The sequence below is a fragment of the Kitasatospora saccharophila genome (assembly GCF_039529925.1).
Taxonomy (GTDB): domain Bacteria; phylum Actinomycetota; class Actinomycetes; order Streptomycetales; family Streptomycetaceae; genus Kitasatospora; species Kitasatospora saccharophila.
The window spans coordinates 12951-29026 of record NZ_BAAANS010000044.1 but is presented as its reverse complement, the minus strand read 5'-3'; the positions used below and the strand labels follow the sequence as shown (position 1 = coordinate 29026).

The following is a 16076-nucleotide window of genomic DNA, read 5'->3' as shown; positions in this document are numbered from 1 at the left end:
ACCCTCCGCGCCCGGAACCCGAATTCCCCGCTGCCCCGCGCCCACCCGGGTGCCCGGCACCGGGGAATTCGCCGTCCGTCGACGACTCCCCGCCGCACCGGCGGCCGCGCCGCCCCCGCCCGGCGACGACCCGGTCGGCACCCGGTCGCCCTGACCGCTCACCCCCGCGCCGCCCGCCCGCGCCGGGCCGCGCCCGCCGCCAGCAGCAGGACGGCGCTGCCGGCCGCGGCGAGCGGGACGCGGTGGCGGTCGGCCCAGGCTTGGAGGCTGCGAGGCTTCGCCTCGTCGTCGAAGCGGCCGTGGGCGCCGTGGTCGCGCTGGTCGTCGAGCGGGGCCCACAGGTTGTCGGGCTGGTCGGGCGGGCGCGGGGCGTCGGTCTGCTGGGCGTCGTAGCCGGTGCGGGCGAGGTAGCGGTCCAGCAGGCCGGGGGCGAGCCCGTTGGCCAGCACGGTGAGGACGGTGGAGGCGCCGACCCGGTACTCGCGGCGGCCGGGGTGGTCGGCGGCGTACAGGATCGCGCGGGCGATCGGCTCGGGTTGGTAGACCGGCGCGACCGGGCGGCCCGTCCGGGGCAGCCGGGAGCGCACCCAGTCGAACTGCGGCGTGTTGACGGCGGGCAGCTGCACCATCGTGGTGCGCACCGCCGTTCCCCGGTGCAGCAGTTCGCAGCGCACCGCCTCGTTCCAGCCCTGCAGCGCGTGCTTGGCCCCGCTGTACGCGCTCTGCAGCGGGATGCCCCGGTAGGCGATCGCCGAGCCGACCTGGACCACGCAGCCCCGGTCGCGCGGCAGCATCCGGCGCAGCGCGGCCCGGGTGGCGTACACGTAGCCGAGGTAGCTGACCTCGGTGACGCGGCGGAAGTCGGCGGGCGTGATCTCGGTGAACGGGGCGAAGACGGAGGCCAGGGCCGCGTTGACCCAGACGTCGATCGGGCCGAGTTCGCGTTCGACGCTCTCGGCGGCGCGTTCGACGGCGTCCGGGTCGGCGAGGTCGACCGGGACGGCCATCGCGCGGGCCCCCATGTCGCGGGCCTCCTCCACGGCGGCGTCCAGTCCGGCCCGGCCGCGGGCGAGCAGGGCGAGGCGGTCGCCGCGGGCGGCGAAGGCGCGGGCCACGGCGCGGCCGACGCCGGCCGAGGCGCCGGTGACGACGACGGTACGGGGTTCGGTGGGTGCCATGGCGGGCGTCTGACCACCGGGGCCGGAACGGAAACCGGCCCCCTCAGTCCCGCGCCCCCTTCCCGTCCCCGCCGCTCCCGTCCCCGTCCCCGCCGCTCCCGTTGCCGCTGCGGTGCAGCAGCAGCCAGGGCAGCACCAGCCACCACAGCGCGAACCAGCCCATCACGGCGGCGACGACCACCCAGGCCAGCGGGCTGCCGCCGGTGGCCAGGTGCAGCAGCATCAGCAGCGCGGAGCCGACGGTGAGCGCGAGCAGGACGACACCGAGGGTGACCACCCGGGCGGTGGCGTCGACGAGTTGGGGCTTGAGACGGCGTCCGGCGAGCAGCCGGTGGTAGGCGACGGGAGCGATCAGGGCGCCGGTGGCGAGCGCGCCGAGGACGACGGTGACCACGTACAGGCCGCGTTCGAAGCCGCTGAGGGTGGTGAAGCGCGGCATGAAGACGACGCTCAGCAGGAAGCCGAACAGGATCTGCGCACCGGTCTGGGCCACCCGGACCTCCTGGAGGAGTTCGGTCCAGCGCCGGTCCGCGCGTTCGTTCGGGGTCTCGTGCCGACCCAGGTGCTGCTCGGTCATCCGCACCGTCCCCTTCCTCCCGGGCGTCTGTCCGTCCGGGCCCGGCGGAAAACGGGGGTGTGGAGCACGCCGACCGGGGTAGACGGGGGCACGCAGCGGAAGAAGTCCGGGCCGCAGAGCCCCGGTCGGGAGGAGGCGACGGCATGGCAGCGGACGTCGCGGCCGCACTGTTCGACGTGGACGGCACCCTGGTGGACACTGTCTACCTGCACACCCTGGCCTGGTGGCAGGCGTTGGCGCAGTACGGGCACGAGGTGGACGCCGCCCGGATCCACCGGGCCATCGGCATGGGCAGCGGACAACTGCTCGACCACCTGCTCGGGGACGACCGGGACCGCTCCGAGGACGACGCGGTCGACGCCGCGCACCTCGCGCTCTACGCCCAGCACTGGCCGGGCCTGCGCGCCTTCCCCGGCGCGGGCGACCTGCTGCGCGAGTGCGCCGGACGGGGCTGGCGGGTGGTGCTGTCCACCTCCGCCTCCGGACGCGAACTGGACGTGCTGCGCCGGGTGCTGGACGCCGACGACGCCCTGTACGCGGTGACCGACGCGGACGAGGTGGACGCCTCGAAGCCCGCCCCGGACCTGGTGCAGGCAGCGCTGAAGCAGGCGGCCGCCCCGGCGGAGCGGTCGGTGTTCGTCGGCGACAGCGTGTGGGACGTCGAGGCGGCGGGCCGGGCCGGGACGCCGTGCGTGGGCGTGGAGAGCGGCGGTTTCGCCGCCGCCGAGCTGCGCGGCGCGGGCGCCGTCGAGGTGCACTCCTCGGTCGGCGCCCTGCTGGACGAGCTCGGCACCAGCGTGCTGGCCCACCCCCGGACCGGTGGACGATGAACGTCCCGACCGACCGGCCCCGCCGGGTCGGCCCGCTCGCCCGCCGCCTGGCCTACCGGGCCCGCACGGTGTCCTGGACCGCCCTGAGCACCCTGTGCGCCTTCCTGGGCCCGGCCGCGGTCGCCGTTCCGGGCGCGGTCGCGGTCGCGGAGACCGGCCCGGTGCCCGGAACGGCCGACGGCTGAGCTCCTGACGACTGGTGGTGAGGACGGTGGACGGCGGCGCGACGCTCTCCCCCCGGGAACGCCAACTGCTGGCGGCCCTGGAGGCCGAACTCCGGGTGGACGTCGAACTCGACCTCCGCCTGCGCACCATGCGCCACCACCAGTTCCGAGCCGTCCTCGGCCCGCCCTGCCGGGCCCTGTTCACCGTCCTGCTGACCCTGGCAGCGGCCGTGGCGCGGACGGCCCGACTGGCCCGGCTCGGGCTGGTGGCGACGCTGGCGGCGCTGACCGCCCTGGCCGCCTCGACAGCCCGCGCCGTCCGTCCCTCCCCCGGTGCTCCCGACTGTCGGGGCCCGCGCCTCCCGTGAGGACGGGCCGACCGGCTCGACCACATTCGGCGTAAATGCTACATATATGACTAATAGTAAGCTTACGATCCGCCCGTTCTCGTACCGAAGGACGGAAGGCGGACGCGATGAGGCGTCGATGGTGGATCGGGCTGATGCTGGCGGGCGGTCTCGGGGCCGCCGCCGTGCCCTGGGGGCCGCAACCGGCCACGGCGGCGGCCGGGGACCCGTTCCCCGCCGGGCCGGGCCTGGTGTTCGTGGCGCAGGGCCCGGCCCGGGGCGAGCCCACGACGCTGTACGAGGCCGTCCAGGGGCCGGGGGCGATCGCCTTCGCCAAGCAGGGCACGGCGGCCTCCGGCTACAACGCCATCGGTTACCGCACCGCCGACCGCTACCTGTACGGGGTCAACGACAACGGCGCGCTGGTGCGGATCGGCCAGGGCGGCGCGGCCACCAACCTCGGCCAGGTCGGGCTGCCGTCCAGCCAGTTCAACTACAACCAGGGCACCTTCGGCGACGGCCCCACCGCGGACACCCTGTACGTGCGCCCGGCCACCGCCGACCGCAACCTCTACGCGGTGAACGTCACCACCCGCACCACCACCCGGATCGCCCTGTCCGCGCAGGTCCCGAACCTCTCGGACTTCGTCTGGGCCTCCGGCTACCTGTGGGGCGTGTACGGCGAGGGCGGCCGGATCCACCGGATCGACCCGGCCACCGGCGAGGTGCTGTCGGTGGCCGCGCCCAAGCTGCCCGCCAACCCGTACGGCGCCCAGTGGGTGTACGGCAACGGGAACATCGGCATCTCCAACAACGTCACCGGCACCGTCTACCAGCTGCGCCTGGTCGACCCCGCCTCCGCGACGCCGTCCGCGGTGATCGTCTCGGCGACCAAGGGCCCGGCGAACACCCAGAACGACGGCGCCGCGTACCCCGGCGAGACGGCCGACCTGGCGATCACCAAGACCGGCCCCGCCCAGTGGAACCCGAACGACACCCTCACCTACACCCTGACCGTCACCAACCGCGGCCCGGGCGCCTCCTCCGGCTACGTGGTCACCGACACCCTGCCCGACGCGCTGTCCGGCACCGCCACCACCAGCAGCGGCTGCGCCGTGACCAGCGACGACGGCGGCCACCGCGTCCTGCAGTGCAGCGGCGGTCCGCTCGCCCCCGGGCAGAGCGCCACCCTCACGGTCACCGGCACCGCGCCCGCCACCGCCGGCACCGACTGCGTCAGCGGCGGCATCAGCAACACCGCGCAGGTCCTCGGCAACGAGGCCGACCCCGACCTTGCCAACAACGCCTCCTTCTCCACCGCCTGCCCGGCCGGGCTGCCCGCCCCCTCGTTCACCGTCGCCAAGGCCGCCTCGATCGAGGCGCCGGACTTCACCGGCCCCGGCGGCCGCGTCACCTACACCGTCACCGTCACCAACACCGGCGCCCTCGCCTACACCGACGCCAACCCGGCCTCGTTCACCGACAACCTGGCCAACGTCCTGGACGACGCCGCCCTCGACCCGGCCTCCCTCACCGGCGGCCTGCGGGCCACCGCCGAAGGCGTCGCCTGGTCCGGCCCGCTGGACGTCGGTGAGACCCGGACCCTCACCTACGTCGTCGTGGTCGGCTCCCCCGACACCGGCGACCACGTGTTGCGCAACGCCGTCGTCCCCGGCGGCACCGGCAGCTGCGCCGACGTCTGCCAACGCACCACCCCCGTCGCCGAGTTCACCCTGCACAAGAGCGCCGCACCCACCACCGCCACCCCCGGCGAGAAGGTCACCTACACGCTGACCGTCACCAACACGGGTGCCGTGCCCTTCGGCACCGGACCCGGCGCCGCGCCCGCCGCCCATGTCACCGACGACCTCTCCGGCGTCCTCGACGACGCCGACTACGCGGGCGACGCCAGCAACGGCGGCGCCCTCAGCGGCACCACCCTCGCCTGGGACCTGCCACTGCCCGTCGGCGCCACCACCACCCTCACCTACGGCGCCACCGTCCGGCCCGGCACCGCGCCCGGCGCCGTGCTGGCCAACACCGCCGTTCCCGGCCCGTACGGCACCTGCGCCACCGACGCCGACTGCGCGACCGGCACGCCCGTCACCGCACGTGCCTTCACCGTCGCCAAGACCGCCTCCAGCACGACGGCCGGGCCCGGCGACCGGGTCACCTACACCGTCACGGTCACCAACACCGGCACCACCGACTTCACCGCCGACACCCCGGCAGCCTTCACCGACGACCTCAGCGCCGTCCTCGACGACGCCGCCTACAACGGCGACGCCACCAACGGCGCCACCGTCACCGGCACCGCCCTGAACTGGTCCGGCCCGCTGGCCGCCGGCGCGCACACCGCCGTCACCTACAGCGTCACCGTCAACGCCCCCGCCACCGGCGACCGGGTCCTGCGCAACACCGTCGTCCCGGGCAGCTCCGGCACCTGCACGGACAACACCTCCTGCGCCACCGAGACCACCGTCACCACCCCGTCCCCCTCGCCCAGCCCGTCGCCCACCGGCAACGTCGGCCCCTCCCCCAGCCCCTCACCGACCACGGTCAGCCCCTCCCCCTCCACCAGCCCCACCGGCGGCACCACACCCAGCCCCTCACCGACCACCAGCCCCACCGGCGGCACCACACCCAGCCCCTCACCGACCAGCGCCGAGCCCTCACCCACGGCCTCCACCAGCGCTCCCGCCCCCGTGCCCACCGGCGGGCACGGCGGGGGCGGCGGGCACGGCGGGGGCGGGCACCTGCCCTCGACCGGTCCGGGCGGCGCGGCACCGGCCGCCGCCGCAGCCGGTACGGCACTCCTGGCCGGCGGCGCACTGCTGTGGTGGCGTCGGCGCAACCAGCCGCGCCACCACTGACCCGCAGCACCACCGACCCGTGGCGCGACCGGTCCTCCGGTCGCGCCACGGGCGCCTTCCCGGCCTTCCCCGCCCGTGCAGGAGTCGCCGTCCTGAGCCGCCCCCGGCCGGTGCCGTTCGGGAAGTGTTGGCGCAGCAGGCCGTTCGTGTTCCCGTCGGAGCCGCGCCGCCACGGGCTGACGGGATCGCCCGGACGGTGCGGACGGCCGCCGCGGACCTGGTCATGCCCTCCCCGCCCCCAGGGCCGCTGCCCGGTCCGGATCGGCCGCACCCGCGCCGGAGACGCCGCCCCGATCGTCACCCCCGGCCCGACCACGACCGGCCCGTGGGACGCCCCCACGGGCCGCACCGCCTCACGGGCCGCCGCCCCGCCCCGCTCCCCGCGCCCCGGCGTCGTCCCGTCCGTCCCCCTCGTGCAGCTCGCGGAAGACCGCCCAGCCCACCGACAGCACCGGCACCGCGACGGCCGCGCCGACGATCCCGCCGAGGGTGCCGCCGACGGCCACCGCCAGGGCGACCGCGACGGGGTGCAGCCGGACGGCCCAGCCCATCACCAGCGGGTGCAGCACGTGCCCCTCCAGCTGGCCGATCAGCACGATCAGCGCCAGCCCCAACAGGGCGGTGACCGGGCCCCGGGTGGCGAGGGCGACCAGGGAGGCGACGGCCAGCGCGATCGGCGAACCGACCAGCGGGATCAGCGCCGCCAGGAACTCCAGCCCGGCTAGGGGCACGGCCAGCGGGACCCCGAGGACCGCCAGCACCACGCCGACCAGGACGGCGTTGGTGCCCGCCACCAGGAACAGGCCCCGGGTGTACCCGGCGAAGGTGCGCCACGCGGCGTGCCCGGCCCGCTGCCAGACGGCCGCGTTCCGGGCCGGCATCAGGTCGGTCGCCCAGTGCCACATCCGCTCCCCGGAGTGGGTCAGGAACACGGCGCAGAACACCGCGAGCGCGAGCGCGGCCGCCGCCTCGACCACCCATCCGGCGCTGGTCACGGCGGTGGACAGCACCGCCTGCCGGTGGGTGCTGAGCAGGTCGCCCAGGCGCTGCCGCAGGTCGGACAGCGTCCCGGTCCTGGCGTGCAGCGGCGGCCCCTCCAACCAGTGCTCCAGCCGGTCGACGCCGTCGCGCACCTGCCCGCCGAGCTGCCCCGCCTGCGCCCGGACCACCATCGCGACCAGCAGCCCCAGTCCGGCGATCAGCGCCAGCCCGCCCAGCAGCGTGAGCAGCACGGCCAGCGCGCGCGGCATCCGGCGGGACAGCAGGTCGACCGGCGGCCGCAGCACGGCCGTGATCACCAGGGCGACGAACACCGCCACCACCGGCAGCAGCAGTTTCCCCACCAGCAGGTAGCCCGCGTACCCGGCCGCCGCCAGCACCAGCAACCGCCACGCCCGCGCCGCCGCCCGCTCCAGCCCGCTCCCCTTCCCGACCTGCCCCGGCCCCGCGCCCGGCCGCACTCCCCGCACCACCGGCCCGCGCGGCCCCCGCACCGGACGGCCCCTCCGCCCGCCCCCGACCGTTCGACGCTCGACTCCCGGTTTCACCGCACCACCACCTCCGGCCGTACCGTCTGCCCGCCCCCAGCCGTTCCACCCCCGCCCACCCCGCGCCGCCCCGCTACCTCCGTTCCGCCACCGCCGTCCCCGCCAGCGCCCTTCCATCCCGCCACCCCAGCAGCCCGTCCCGCTCCTGCCTCCGTCCCGTCCCCGTCGCCGTCCCCGCCAGCACCGTCCCGTTCCCGCCGGGCCGCCGTTTCGCTGCGGGCGGCGGCGGACAGACGCGGCACATGGACCCGCTCACCGCCCCCGCCGTCCCGGCCCGCCCCGGGCTCCCGGCCCGCCGACGGCGGTACCTGCTGTGCCCGCCGGAGCACTTCGCGGTGGAGTACGCGATCAATCCGTGGATGGACCCGGACCGGCCGGTGGACCGGGCGGTCGCGTTGCGGCAGTGGCGGGACCTCGCGGCGGTGCTGCGCTCGCTCGGCCACCGGGTCGACCTGCTGGCGCCGGAGCCGGGCCTGCCCGACATGGTGTTCACCGCGAACGGGGCGACGGTGGTGGCCGGCCGGGTGCTGGTCGCGAACTTCCGCCACCGGCAGCGCGCGGGCGAGTCGGCGGCGCACCGGCGCTGGTTCGCGGCCGCCCGGTTCCGGCAGGTCCGCACCGCCGCCGAGGTGAACGAGGGCGAGGGCGACCTGCTGGTGGTCGGGCGGCGGATCCTGGCGGCCAGCGGCTTCCGCACCACCACCGCCGCCCACCGGGAGGCCCAGCGGGTGCTCGGACTGCCGGTGGTCTCACTGGAGTTGACCGATCCGCGCTACTACCACCTGGACACCGCGCTGGCCGTGCTGGACGACACCCGGGTGATGTACTACCCGGACGCGTTCGCCCCGGCCGCCCGCCGGGTGCTGCACCGCCTCTACCCGGACGCGATCCTGGCCGACGCGCCGGACGCCGCCGCGTTCGGCCTGAACGCGATCAGCGACGGCCGCCACGTGGTGCTGCCGGCCGCCGCCCGGGGCCTGGCCGGTCAGTTGCGGGCGGCCGGGTTCGTACCGGTGCCGGTCTCGCTCCCGGAGCTGCTGAAGGCCGGCGGCGGCCCCAAGTGCTGCGTACTGGAACTCCGTTCGGCCTGAACGACCGAGCCCCCGAGGAACGAAACGAGGTGGGAACCGTGTCGACCGCCACCCGCACGAACACCGGTGCGCCGCGACTGCCCGCGGCCCGCGGCCCGTTCTCGGCCGCCGTCCTCACCGCGCTGCACCGGCCGCCCCCGACCCACCTGTCTCCCCCGCCGCTCGACGTCCCGGCCGACCCCTGGGGCGAGGACGCCCAACTCGCCCTGTACGTCTGCTACGAGCTGCACTACCGGGGCTTCGCGGACGTCGACGACGCCTGGGAGTGGTCGCCGCCGCTGCTCGCCCTGCGCGGGCGGCTGGAGCGGGCGTTCCTGGCCGCGCTGCGCCGGGAGGTGGGCGAACCGCCGCCGCTGGAGGCCGTGTTGGCCGATCTGCTGGCCGAACCACCGGACGGCGACGGGCCCTCGCACCACCTGCTGACGGCGGGCACCCGGCAGCAGGCCCGCGAGTACCTGGCGCACCGCTCGACGTACCACCTGAAGGAGGCCGACCCGCAGATGTGGGCGGTGCCCCGGCTGCCGCACCCGGCGAAGGCGGCACTCGTCGCGCTGCAGTACGACGAGTACGGCGCGGGCCGGCCGGAGCGGGCGCACGCCGAACTGTTCGCCGCGATGATGGCCGACTTCGGCCTCGACCCGGCGTACGGCCGCTACCTGGACGTGGTGCCCGCGCCCGCCCTGGCCGTGGTCAACACGATGTCGCTGTTCGGCCTGCACCGCTCGCTGCGGGCCGCGCTGGTCGGGCAGTTCGCCGCCCTGGAGATCACTTCTCCGCCCGGCGCGGCCCGGCTCGCCGCCGCGTTCGAACGGCTCGGCGGCTCGCCGCGCGGGACGCTCTTCTACCGGGAGCACGTCCTCGCCGACGCCGTCCACGAGCAGCTGGTGCGGCACACCGTGATCGAGCCCTTGCTCGCCGGCCCCGCGGACTGCCCCGCGGCGGAGATCGCCTTCGGCGCCCTGGCCTACTCGCTGGCCGAGGACCGGTTCGCCGACCACCTGCTGACCGCCTGGCGCTCCGGCACCTGCTCGCTGCGCGCACCCCTGCCCGCAGAACCCGCCGCCCCCGACCAGCCCGATCAGCCCGGCCTACCCGACCAGTCCGACCGGCCCGACCAGTCCGACCGGCCCGACCGGCTCCACGGACCGGCCGGTCGTCCGCCGCTTCCGCCGGAAGGGGCCCCGCGGTGAACGCGGCGGACGGCACCGGGGCGTTCCTGGGCCTGCTCGACCCGCCCGTGTACGTGGTCACCGCCGCGGCCGGGGAGGAGCGGGCCGGCTGCCTGGTCGGCTTCGGCTCGCAGTGCTCGATCCACCCGGAGCGGTTCGCCGTCTGGCTCTCGCACGCCAACCGCACCCACCGGGTGGCGTCCCGGGCGGAGGTCCTGGCCGTCCACCTGCTGCCGCCGGACGACGCCGGGGCGGCGCTGGCCCGGCTGTTCGGCGGGAGCACCGGCGACGAGGTCGACAAGTTCGCCCGGGCCGCGTGGCGTCCGGGCCCGGCCGGGGTGCCGGTGCTCGCGGACGCGGCGGCCTGGTTCGCCGGGCGGGTGGTCGAGCGGGTCGGGGGCGGCGACCACACCGGGTTCCTGCTCGCCCCGCTGACCGGCGGCGGCGCCGAGCCGCCGCCACCCGCCGTGCTGACCCTGCGGGACGTCAGCGGACTCGACCCGGGCCACCCGGCGTGAACGCCGCACCGGACGGCCGCCGCCCGCCGCCGCTGCTCCGCTTCGGCGTCGAGGAGGAGTTCCTGCTGACCGACCCGCGCAGCCGGGTCACCGTGCCGGCCGCCGGGGCGGTGGTCGCGGACGCCGCCCGGACGCTCGGGCCGCGCGCCCAGCACGAGTTCCTGGCCACCCAGGTGGAGGGCTGCACCCGGCCGGTCGGCACCGCCGCCGAACTGCGCACCGAACTCGCCGACACCAGGGCCGTGTTGGTCGCCGCCGCGGACCGGGCCGGCTGCCGGCTGGCCGCCACCGGCACCCCCGTGCTGCCCAGCCGGCACCCGCTGCCGGTCACCCCGAAGTCCCGCTACCTGCGGCTGGCCGACCGGATCGACGGCGTCGCCGACCAGGTCGGCGCCGAACTGTGCGGCTGCCACGTCCACTTGGGCGATCTGACGCACCGTCAGGCCCTCTCGCTCAGCGCCCGGATGCGCGGCTGGCTGCCGCTGTTCCAGGCGTTCTGCGCCAACTCCCCGTTCTGCGAGGGCACCGACCACGGCACCGCCTCCAACCGGCCTGACCGGTACGCCCGTTGGCCCACCTTCGGCCCGGCCCCGGTGCTGGACGAACCCGGCTACCGCACCGCGCTGGACCGGCTGCTCGCGGACGGGGTGATCCTCGACCGCCGGATGCTGTACTGGTACGCCCGGCCGTCCGAGCACCTGCCCACCCTGGAGGTGCGGATCGCCGACAGCAGCGCCGACCTGGACACCGTCCTGCTGCTGGCCGTCCTGCTGCGCGCCCTCGCCCACACCCTGCTCGACCCGCGCACCCCGGCCCGCCCACTGCCCCTGCCGGACGGCCCGCTGCACCTGGCCCACCGCCGCGCCGCAGCCGCCGCCCTGGACGCCCGACTGCCCGACCCGCTCACCGGCCACCCCCGGCCCGCCCGCCAACTCCTCCCCGCCCTGGTCGAGTTCACCGCCCCCGCCCTGCGCCGCACCCACGAACTCGGCCTCGCCCGCCACCTCACCGCCCACCTGCTGGCCACCGGCAGCGGCGCCGACCGCCAACGCGCCGCCCTCGCCCGCCACGGCCACCTCTCCGCCGTCGTCGACGACCTCACCCAGCGCACCGCCCGACCCCACTGACCCACCCCCACCCCGGCCGAGTTCACCACCCCCACCCGGCGCCGCACCCACCGCCCCGACCCGCCGACGTGTCGCCCGCCGCCCGGCGGGCATACGCGGGCCCATGCTGCTGCTACGACCGCCCGGCGTGTACCCCGCCCAGGGGGACACCGCCCTGCTGCTCGACGTGCTCGACCGGGAGCCGGTGCGCCCCGGCGCGCGCTGCCTGGACCTCGGGACCGGCTCCGGCGCGCTCGCCCTGGCCGCCGCCCGGCGCGGCTGCCGGGTGACCGCCGTCGACCTGTCGCGGTCGGCGCTGGCCACCGCCTGGCTGAACGCCCACCTGCACCACCTGCCGCTGCGGGTGCGGCGCGGTGACCTCACCGCACCCGCCACCGGCAGCCGGTACGACCTGGTGCTGAGCAACCCCCCGTACGTGCCCTCCCCGTATCCCGGGCCGCCGCCCCGGTCCGGCCCCGCCCGGGCCTGGGACGCCGGGCCGGACGGACGGCTGCTGCTGGACCCGCTCTGCCGGCGGGTGCCGCCGCTGCTCGCGCCGGGCGGGGTGCTGCTGCTCGTGCAGTCCTCGCTGGCCGACCCCGCCGCCACCGTGCGGCAGTTGCGCGCGGCCGGGCTGCGGACGACGGTGGCCGCCCGGCGGCTGCAGGGGTTCGGGCCGGTGATGACCGCCCGGGCGGGCTGGTTCGAGCGCACCGGACTGATCGAACCGGGCGTCCGCACCGAGGAGTTGGTGGTGGTGCGCGGTGTCCGCGACTGAGCCGGGGCGCACCGCCGGGCCGCCCCCGCCCCGGGTCCGGCTGACCGAGCGCGGTCCGCTGCTGATCGACGGCCCGGTGGAGCTGCTGCTGCCGGACGGCACGGTCCTGACCTGTGAGCGCCCGGTCGTCGCGGTCTGCACCTGCCGCCGCAGCCGCCACTACCCGCTGTGCGACACCAGCCACCGCACCCGCCGCCCCCACCCCGGCCCCGATCCCGCCCCCGGCCCCGACCGCGCCGCGCCGCCGTTTCCGCCGGACGGCTCCGGGCAGACGCCCGGATGAGCTCAGGACGTCGAGCGGCAGGTGAGCGCAGGAGGAGGTGGACGCCGTGGGACGGCTCAGTGTTCCGGTGATCTGCGGGCTGTCGGGTGGCCTGGCCATTCCGGCCCTCCAGGTGGTGGAACTGCTACGGGCACTGCCCGAGGAGTGGGAGGAGTGGGCCGAGCAGACTGACAGCGGCCTCGACCCGGCGACCACCGGTACCCTCGCCGAGCTGGTCCGCCAGCTCGCCGACCAGATCGACCTGGCCTGCATCGAGATCGCCAGCGACGAGGAGTGAGGACCCCGAGGGGCGGGGCCCGGGACGGCTACCCGGACCCCGCCCCTCGGCCGCGCCCGGGCTCCCGCACCCCGCCGGGGTTCCCCCCACCCCGCCGGTGTTTCCGCACTCCGCCGGTGGGCAGGCGCGCGCCGAGGAGCGGAAGGACGATCCGAGGAGGCGCGTGGAGATGGCCGCCCGTCGCGAACCCGACCTGCTGGAGCAGCTGACGACCGACCACGAGGTGCTGCGGGTGCGTTTCAGCGAACTCGGGGGGCTGCCGCTGGGCGACCCCCGGCGCTGCCGGCTGGCGGCGGTCACCGCAGACGCCCTGGTGCGGCACCTGACGGCCGAGGAGGAGCACCTGTACCCGCTCGCCCGGCCGGGCCACCCGCCGGGGGACGACGCGGTGGACCACGGTCTGCAGTCGCACGCCGCGCTGCGGGCCCTGGTCCGGGAGCTGCGCGGGGCGGCGCCGGGTTCGGCCGAGTTCGACCGGTTGGTGGCCCGGCTGGTCGAGGCGGCGACCGGGCACTTCGGCCGGGAGGAGGCGCGGGTGTTCCCGGCGGTGCGCGAGCGGCTCGCCCCGGTGCGGCTGGCCGCCCTGGGCGCCCAGGTCCGGGCCACCGAGGCGGAGGCTTCCGCGATGCCGCTCCCGGGCCCGCTGGCCCAGGCCCCGCCGGACGAACTGGTGGCTCCGGAACTGCCCTGGCGCGAGCGGATGCACCGGCGCTTCCGCTTCGGCGACTCCAGCCGGACCTGATCCGGAAGGTCAGGCGTCGCGGCGGCGGACGGCGAGCAGGCAGATGTCGTCGAAGGGGTTGGGGCCGCCGAGGCGGCGCAGCAGGTGGTCGGCCAGTGCGCCCGGGTCGGGGGCGGCCCGGTAGTCGGCGCAGGCGCGCAGCAGTCGGGCGGTGCCCGCGTCGGAGCCCGCGCCGGGGCTGCGCCGTTCGACCAGGCCGTCGGTGTGCAGCAGCAGGGTGTCGCCGGGGGCGAGGTGGAGTTCGGCGGTGGGGCGGTGGGCCCGGGGGGTGACGCCGAGGACCAGGCCGGGTGGCGGGTCGAGGGTGCGGGCGGTGCCGTCGTGGATCAGGACGGGGGGCAGTTGGCCGGCCCGGGCCCAGGCGAGGTGTCCGGTGCGGGGGTCGAGCCGGGCGACGGTGACGGCGGCGATGTGGTCGGCGCGCTGGTGGCAGAGCATCCGGTCGAGCCGGTCGAGGAGCTGTCCGGGTGGGGCGCCGTCGTAGGCGATCCCCCGTAGCGCGTACCGGAGTTGGGACATCACTCCGGCTGCGGGCAGGCCGTGTCCGGAGACGTCGCCGACGGCGAGCAGGACGGTGCCGTCGGGCAGGTCGAGCAGGTCGTACCAGTCGCCGCCGACCTTGCGTTCGCGTTCGGCGGGCAGGTAGCGGGCGGCGGTGTCGAGCCCGGGGACGGGGCGGCCGGCGGGGGCGCGCATCAGGGCCTGTTGGAGGGCGCGGACGGCGCGCTGCTCGTCCTCGGTGCGGCGGCGCTGGTCGGCGAGGCGGTCGCGGGTGTCGTTGAGGGCCTGTTCGGCGCGCCGCCAGGGGGTGACGTCCTGGACGACGCCGCTGAGCGCGAGCAGTCGGCCGTCGTCGGCGCGGGTGGCCTCGCCGAGGGCGCGCAGGTCGCGCCGGCCGTCGGCGGCCCGGACGGCGAAGTCGGCGATGACGGGGGTGCGGCCGTCCAGCAGGGCCCGGGCGGCGGTCCGGACGGCTTCGCGGTCGGCGGGGGCGACCGCGTCCAGGGCGGCACGCGGGTCGAGGCCGGCGGTTCCGGTGGGGGCGCCGAAGAGTTGCGGGACGCCGTCCGAGCAGGTGATCCGGCGTTCGCCGGGGTGCCACTCCCAGGTGCCGACCCGGGCCAGCCGGGCGGTCTGGGCGAGCTGGGCGATCCGCCGGTCGCGTTCGTCGTGGGCCCGCCAGGTGAGCAGCAGGCCGTCCTGGAAGGGGGTGGCGTGCACGGTCATCGCGCTGGAGCGGGTGCTGCCCGCGACGGTCTCGACGTACCGTTCGGCCTCGCCCCGGTAGGGGATGCCGTCGGCGGCGGCGGTGCGCAGCCGGTCGAAGGTGCCGGAGGCGACCATGCCCGGGTACAGCTCGGTGAGCCGTCGGCCGCGCAGTTCGGCGGCGTCCCGCCCGGCCAGGTCGACGGTGGGCGCGTTGGCGTGCTCGACCCGCAGGTCGGTGACCTTCCCGTCCTGGTCGCGGACGGTGCGCAGCAGCAGCACCGGGTCCAGCAGGCCGTCCAGCACTGCCCGGAACCAGGGGGTGCCGGCCGGTTCCAGCGCGCCGGCCGATGCGACGGGGGGTGCCCCGGGCGCGGACGGCGCGGCGGACGGCAGGGCGTCGAACAGGCGCAGCAGGGCGTCGGCGGCGAGGTCGGCGAGCGCGGCCAGGTGGGCCGTGACGGCCGGGTCGGGGGGTCGGCGGTCCGCCCAGCCGATCTTGAGCGCGCCGAGCAGCCGTCCGCCAGCGTGCAGCGGGAGGGCGCAGACGGTGCTGCCGGGCACCAGGTCCTCGCCGGTCAGGTCGGGGTAGCGGGAGGCGAACTCGCGCCGGTCGCCCACCCACACCGGCCGGTCGGTGCGGACGGCCTCGGTGAGCGGGACCCGGGTGTGCGGCGGGATGCGCTGCCACTGGCTGAGCTGGCGCGAGGTGACCCCGTGCGCGCCGACCAGGCGCAGCGCGTCGTCGGGTTCGCGCACGGCCAGGGCGAGGGCCTGGGCGCCGAGCGGTCCGAGGGCCGTCCGGTGCAACTGTTCGGCGACCTCGTCGGGGCCGCTGGCGGTGGCGAGCGCGGCGGCGGCCAGGTGGAAGCGGGCGGCCAGCGCGCCCTCGTCCTCGGCCCCGGCCGCATCCGCTCCGCGCACCGGCTCCACCGGTGCGGCCGGTGGTCCGGCGGCGGTTGCCGGTCCGGGCTCCGGTTCGGGCTCCGGTTCGGGCGAGGCGGCGGGGGCCGGTTCGGGCGGTGCCTCGCGGGCGGCCGGGGGCGGGGCGGCGGCGGCGACCAGGTCGGCGGCGACCAGCGCCAGCTTGCGGTTCCCGTCCTGGGAGCGGCGCACCAGTTCGTCGAAGGCCCGCTCGGGCGCGCAGCCGAGCCGCTCGACCAGGACGCCCTTGGCCTGTTCGATCACGGCCCGGGTCCGCATCGCGGTGCGCACGCCCTCCAGTTCGGTGCGCAGCCGGTCGACCGTGGCCTCCAGCTCGGCCCGCTCACCGTCCACCGCGTCCTCCACCTCCTCCACCCGGCCTCCACCCTATGCCGACCGTTCGCCCGATCCACACCTTTCACACCGGTTTGCCGGGCACCGTTCGCGGCCAGACGCCCCGCACGGG

The 16076-nt window shown here is 76.8% G+C and carries 16 protein-coding genes; 12 read left to right on the top strand and 4 right to left on the bottom strand.

The window, feature by feature from the left end; all coding sequences use genetic code 11:
* Positions 1-158: 158 nt before the first annotated feature.
* Complete coding sequence (locus tag ABD345_RS27965) at positions 159-1178, bottom strand: SDR family oxidoreductase (RefSeq protein ID WP_344555889.1); 1020 nt, start codon at positions 1176-1178, stop codon at positions 159-161.
* Positions 1179-1221: 43 nt separating this feature from the next.
* Positions 1222-1755 (bottom strand): DUF6328 family protein, encoded by a 534-nt coding sequence (locus ABD345_RS27960; RefSeq protein ID WP_344555886.1) that lies wholly within the window; start codon positions 1753-1755, stop codon positions 1222-1224.
* A gap of 143 nt (positions 1756-1898) precedes the next feature.
* Here ABD345_RS27960 and ABD345_RS27955 point away from each other — a divergent pair, with 143 nt between their 5' ends.
* The 4 genes from ABD345_RS27955 to ABD345_RS27940 all read left to right on the top strand — a co-directional run bounded on the left by ABD345_RS27955 (position 1899) and on the right by ABD345_RS27940 (position 5969).
* Positions 1899-2585, top strand: a complete 687-nt coding sequence (locus tag ABD345_RS27955) for an HAD family hydrolase (RefSeq protein ID WP_344555884.1) — start codon at positions 1899-1901, stop codon at positions 2583-2585.
* Positions 2582-2770 carry a hypothetical protein gene (locus tag ABD345_RS27950; protein ID WP_344555882.1) on the top strand — a complete coding sequence of 63 codons (189 nt, stop codon included), beginning with the start codon at positions 2582-2584 and terminating at the stop codon, positions 2768-2770. The genes ABD345_RS27955 and ABD345_RS27950 overlap by 4 nt, the downstream gene beginning before the upstream one ends.
* A gap of 17 nt (positions 2771-2787) precedes the next feature.
* Positions 2788-3117, top strand: coding sequence for a hypothetical protein (locus ABD345_RS27945; RefSeq protein ID WP_344555880.1), 330 nt, complete (start codon positions 2788-2790; stop codon positions 3115-3117).
* 107 nt (positions 3118-3224) lie between these two features.
* Complete coding sequence (locus ABD345_RS27940; RefSeq protein ID WP_344555878.1) at positions 3225-5969, top strand: DUF6923 family protein; 2745 nt, start codon at positions 3225-3227, stop codon at positions 5967-5969.
* A gap of 353 nt (positions 5970-6322) precedes the next feature.
* Here the strand turns inward: ABD345_RS27940 and ABD345_RS27935 are convergent, their stop codons facing one another.
* A complete protein-coding gene (locus ABD345_RS27935; protein ID WP_344555877.1) occupies positions 6323-7462 on the bottom strand; it encodes an AI-2E family transporter in 1140 nt (379 codons plus the stop codon).
* 296 nt (positions 7463-7758) lie between these two features.
* Here ABD345_RS27935 and ddaH point away from each other — a divergent pair, with 296 nt between their 5' ends.
* The 8 genes from ddaH (at position 7759) to ABD345_RS27895 (ending at position 13480) form a co-directional block, all read left to right on the top strand.
* Positions 7759-8607 (top strand): dimethylargininase, encoded by an 849-nt coding sequence (ddaH, locus tag ABD345_RS27930; RefSeq protein WP_344555875.1) that lies wholly within the window; start codon positions 7759-7761, stop codon positions 8605-8607.
* A 38-nt stretch (positions 8608-8645) separates the two neighbouring features.
* Positions 8646-9797 (top strand): iron-containing redox enzyme family protein, encoded by a 1152-nt coding sequence (locus tag ABD345_RS27925; RefSeq protein ID WP_344555873.1) that lies wholly within the window; start codon positions 8646-8648, stop codon positions 9795-9797.
* Entirely contained in the window at positions 9794-10294 is a 501-nt protein-coding gene (locus tag ABD345_RS27920; protein WP_344555870.1) for a flavin reductase family protein, read from the top strand. The genes ABD345_RS27925 and ABD345_RS27920 overlap by 4 nt, the downstream gene beginning before the upstream one ends.
* Complete coding sequence (locus ABD345_RS27915; protein WP_344555868.1) at positions 10291-11421, top strand: carboxylate-amine ligase; 1131 nt, start codon at positions 10291-10293, stop codon at positions 11419-11421. Before ABD345_RS27920 ends, ABD345_RS27915 begins: the two co-directional genes overlap by 4 nt.
* A gap of 103 nt (positions 11422-11524) precedes the next feature.
* Positions 11525-12178 (top strand): HemK2/MTQ2 family protein methyltransferase, encoded by a 654-nt coding sequence (locus tag ABD345_RS27910; protein ID WP_344555866.1) that lies wholly within the window; start codon positions 11525-11527, stop codon positions 12176-12178.
* The gene (locus ABD345_RS27905) at positions 12165-12461 is read left to right on the top strand and encodes a CDGSH iron-sulfur domain-containing protein (protein WP_380271994.1); all 297 of its coding nucleotides are present in this window, start codon (positions 12165-12167) and stop codon (positions 12459-12461) included. The genes ABD345_RS27910 and ABD345_RS27905 overlap by 14 nt, the downstream gene beginning before the upstream one ends.
* Positions 12462-12507: 46 nt before the next feature.
* Entirely contained in the window at positions 12508-12738 is a 231-nt protein-coding gene (locus ABD345_RS27900; RefSeq protein WP_344555865.1) for a DUF6213 family protein, read from the top strand.
* Positions 12739-12907: 169 nt separating this feature from the next.
* Positions 12908-13480 carry a hemerythrin domain-containing protein gene (locus ABD345_RS27895; protein WP_344555863.1) on the top strand — a complete coding sequence of 191 codons (573 nt, stop codon included), beginning with the start codon at positions 12908-12910 and terminating at the stop codon, positions 13478-13480.
* 9 nt (positions 13481-13489) lie between these two features.
* Here the strand turns inward: ABD345_RS27895 and ABD345_RS27890 are convergent, their stop codons facing one another.
* Positions 13490-15985 carry a SpoIIE family protein phosphatase gene (locus ABD345_RS27890; protein WP_344555861.1) on the bottom strand — a complete coding sequence of 832 codons (2496 nt, stop codon included), beginning with the start codon at positions 15983-15985 and terminating at the stop codon, positions 13490-13492.
* Positions 15986-16076 lie beyond the last annotated feature (91 nt).

Bases quoted from the DNA above. Each gene is read 5' to 3' on its own strand.
- ABD345_RS27965 (WP_344555889.1), bottom strand. From the start codon at position 1,178: ATGGCACCCACCGAACCCCGTACCGTCGTCGTCACCGGCGCCTCGGCC.
- ABD345_RS27960 (WP_344555886.1), bottom strand. From the start codon at position 1,755: ATGACCGAGCAGCACCTGGGTCGGCACGAGACCCCGAACGAACGCGCG.
- ABD345_RS27955 (WP_344555884.1), top strand. From the start codon at position 1,899: ATGGCAGCGGACGTCGCGGCCGCACTGTTCGACGTGGACGGCACCCTG.
- ABD345_RS27950 (WP_344555882.1), top strand. From the start codon at position 2,582: ATGAACGTCCCGACCGACCGGCCCCGCCGGGTCGGCCCGCTCGCCCGC.
- ABD345_RS27940 (WP_344555878.1), top strand. From the start codon at position 3,225: ATGAGGCGTCGATGGTGGATCGGGCTGATGCTGGCGGGCGGTCTCGGG.
- ddaH (WP_344555875.1), top strand. From the start codon at position 7,759: ATGGACCCGCTCACCGCCCCCGCCGTCCCGGCCCGCCCCGGGCTCCCG.
- ABD345_RS27910 (WP_344555866.1), top strand. From the start codon at position 11,525: ATGCTGCTGCTACGACCGCCCGGCGTGTACCCCGCCCAGGGGGACACC.
- ABD345_RS27895 (WP_344555863.1), top strand. From the start codon at position 12,908: ATGGCCGCCCGTCGCGAACCCGACCTGCTGGAGCAGCTGACGACCGAC.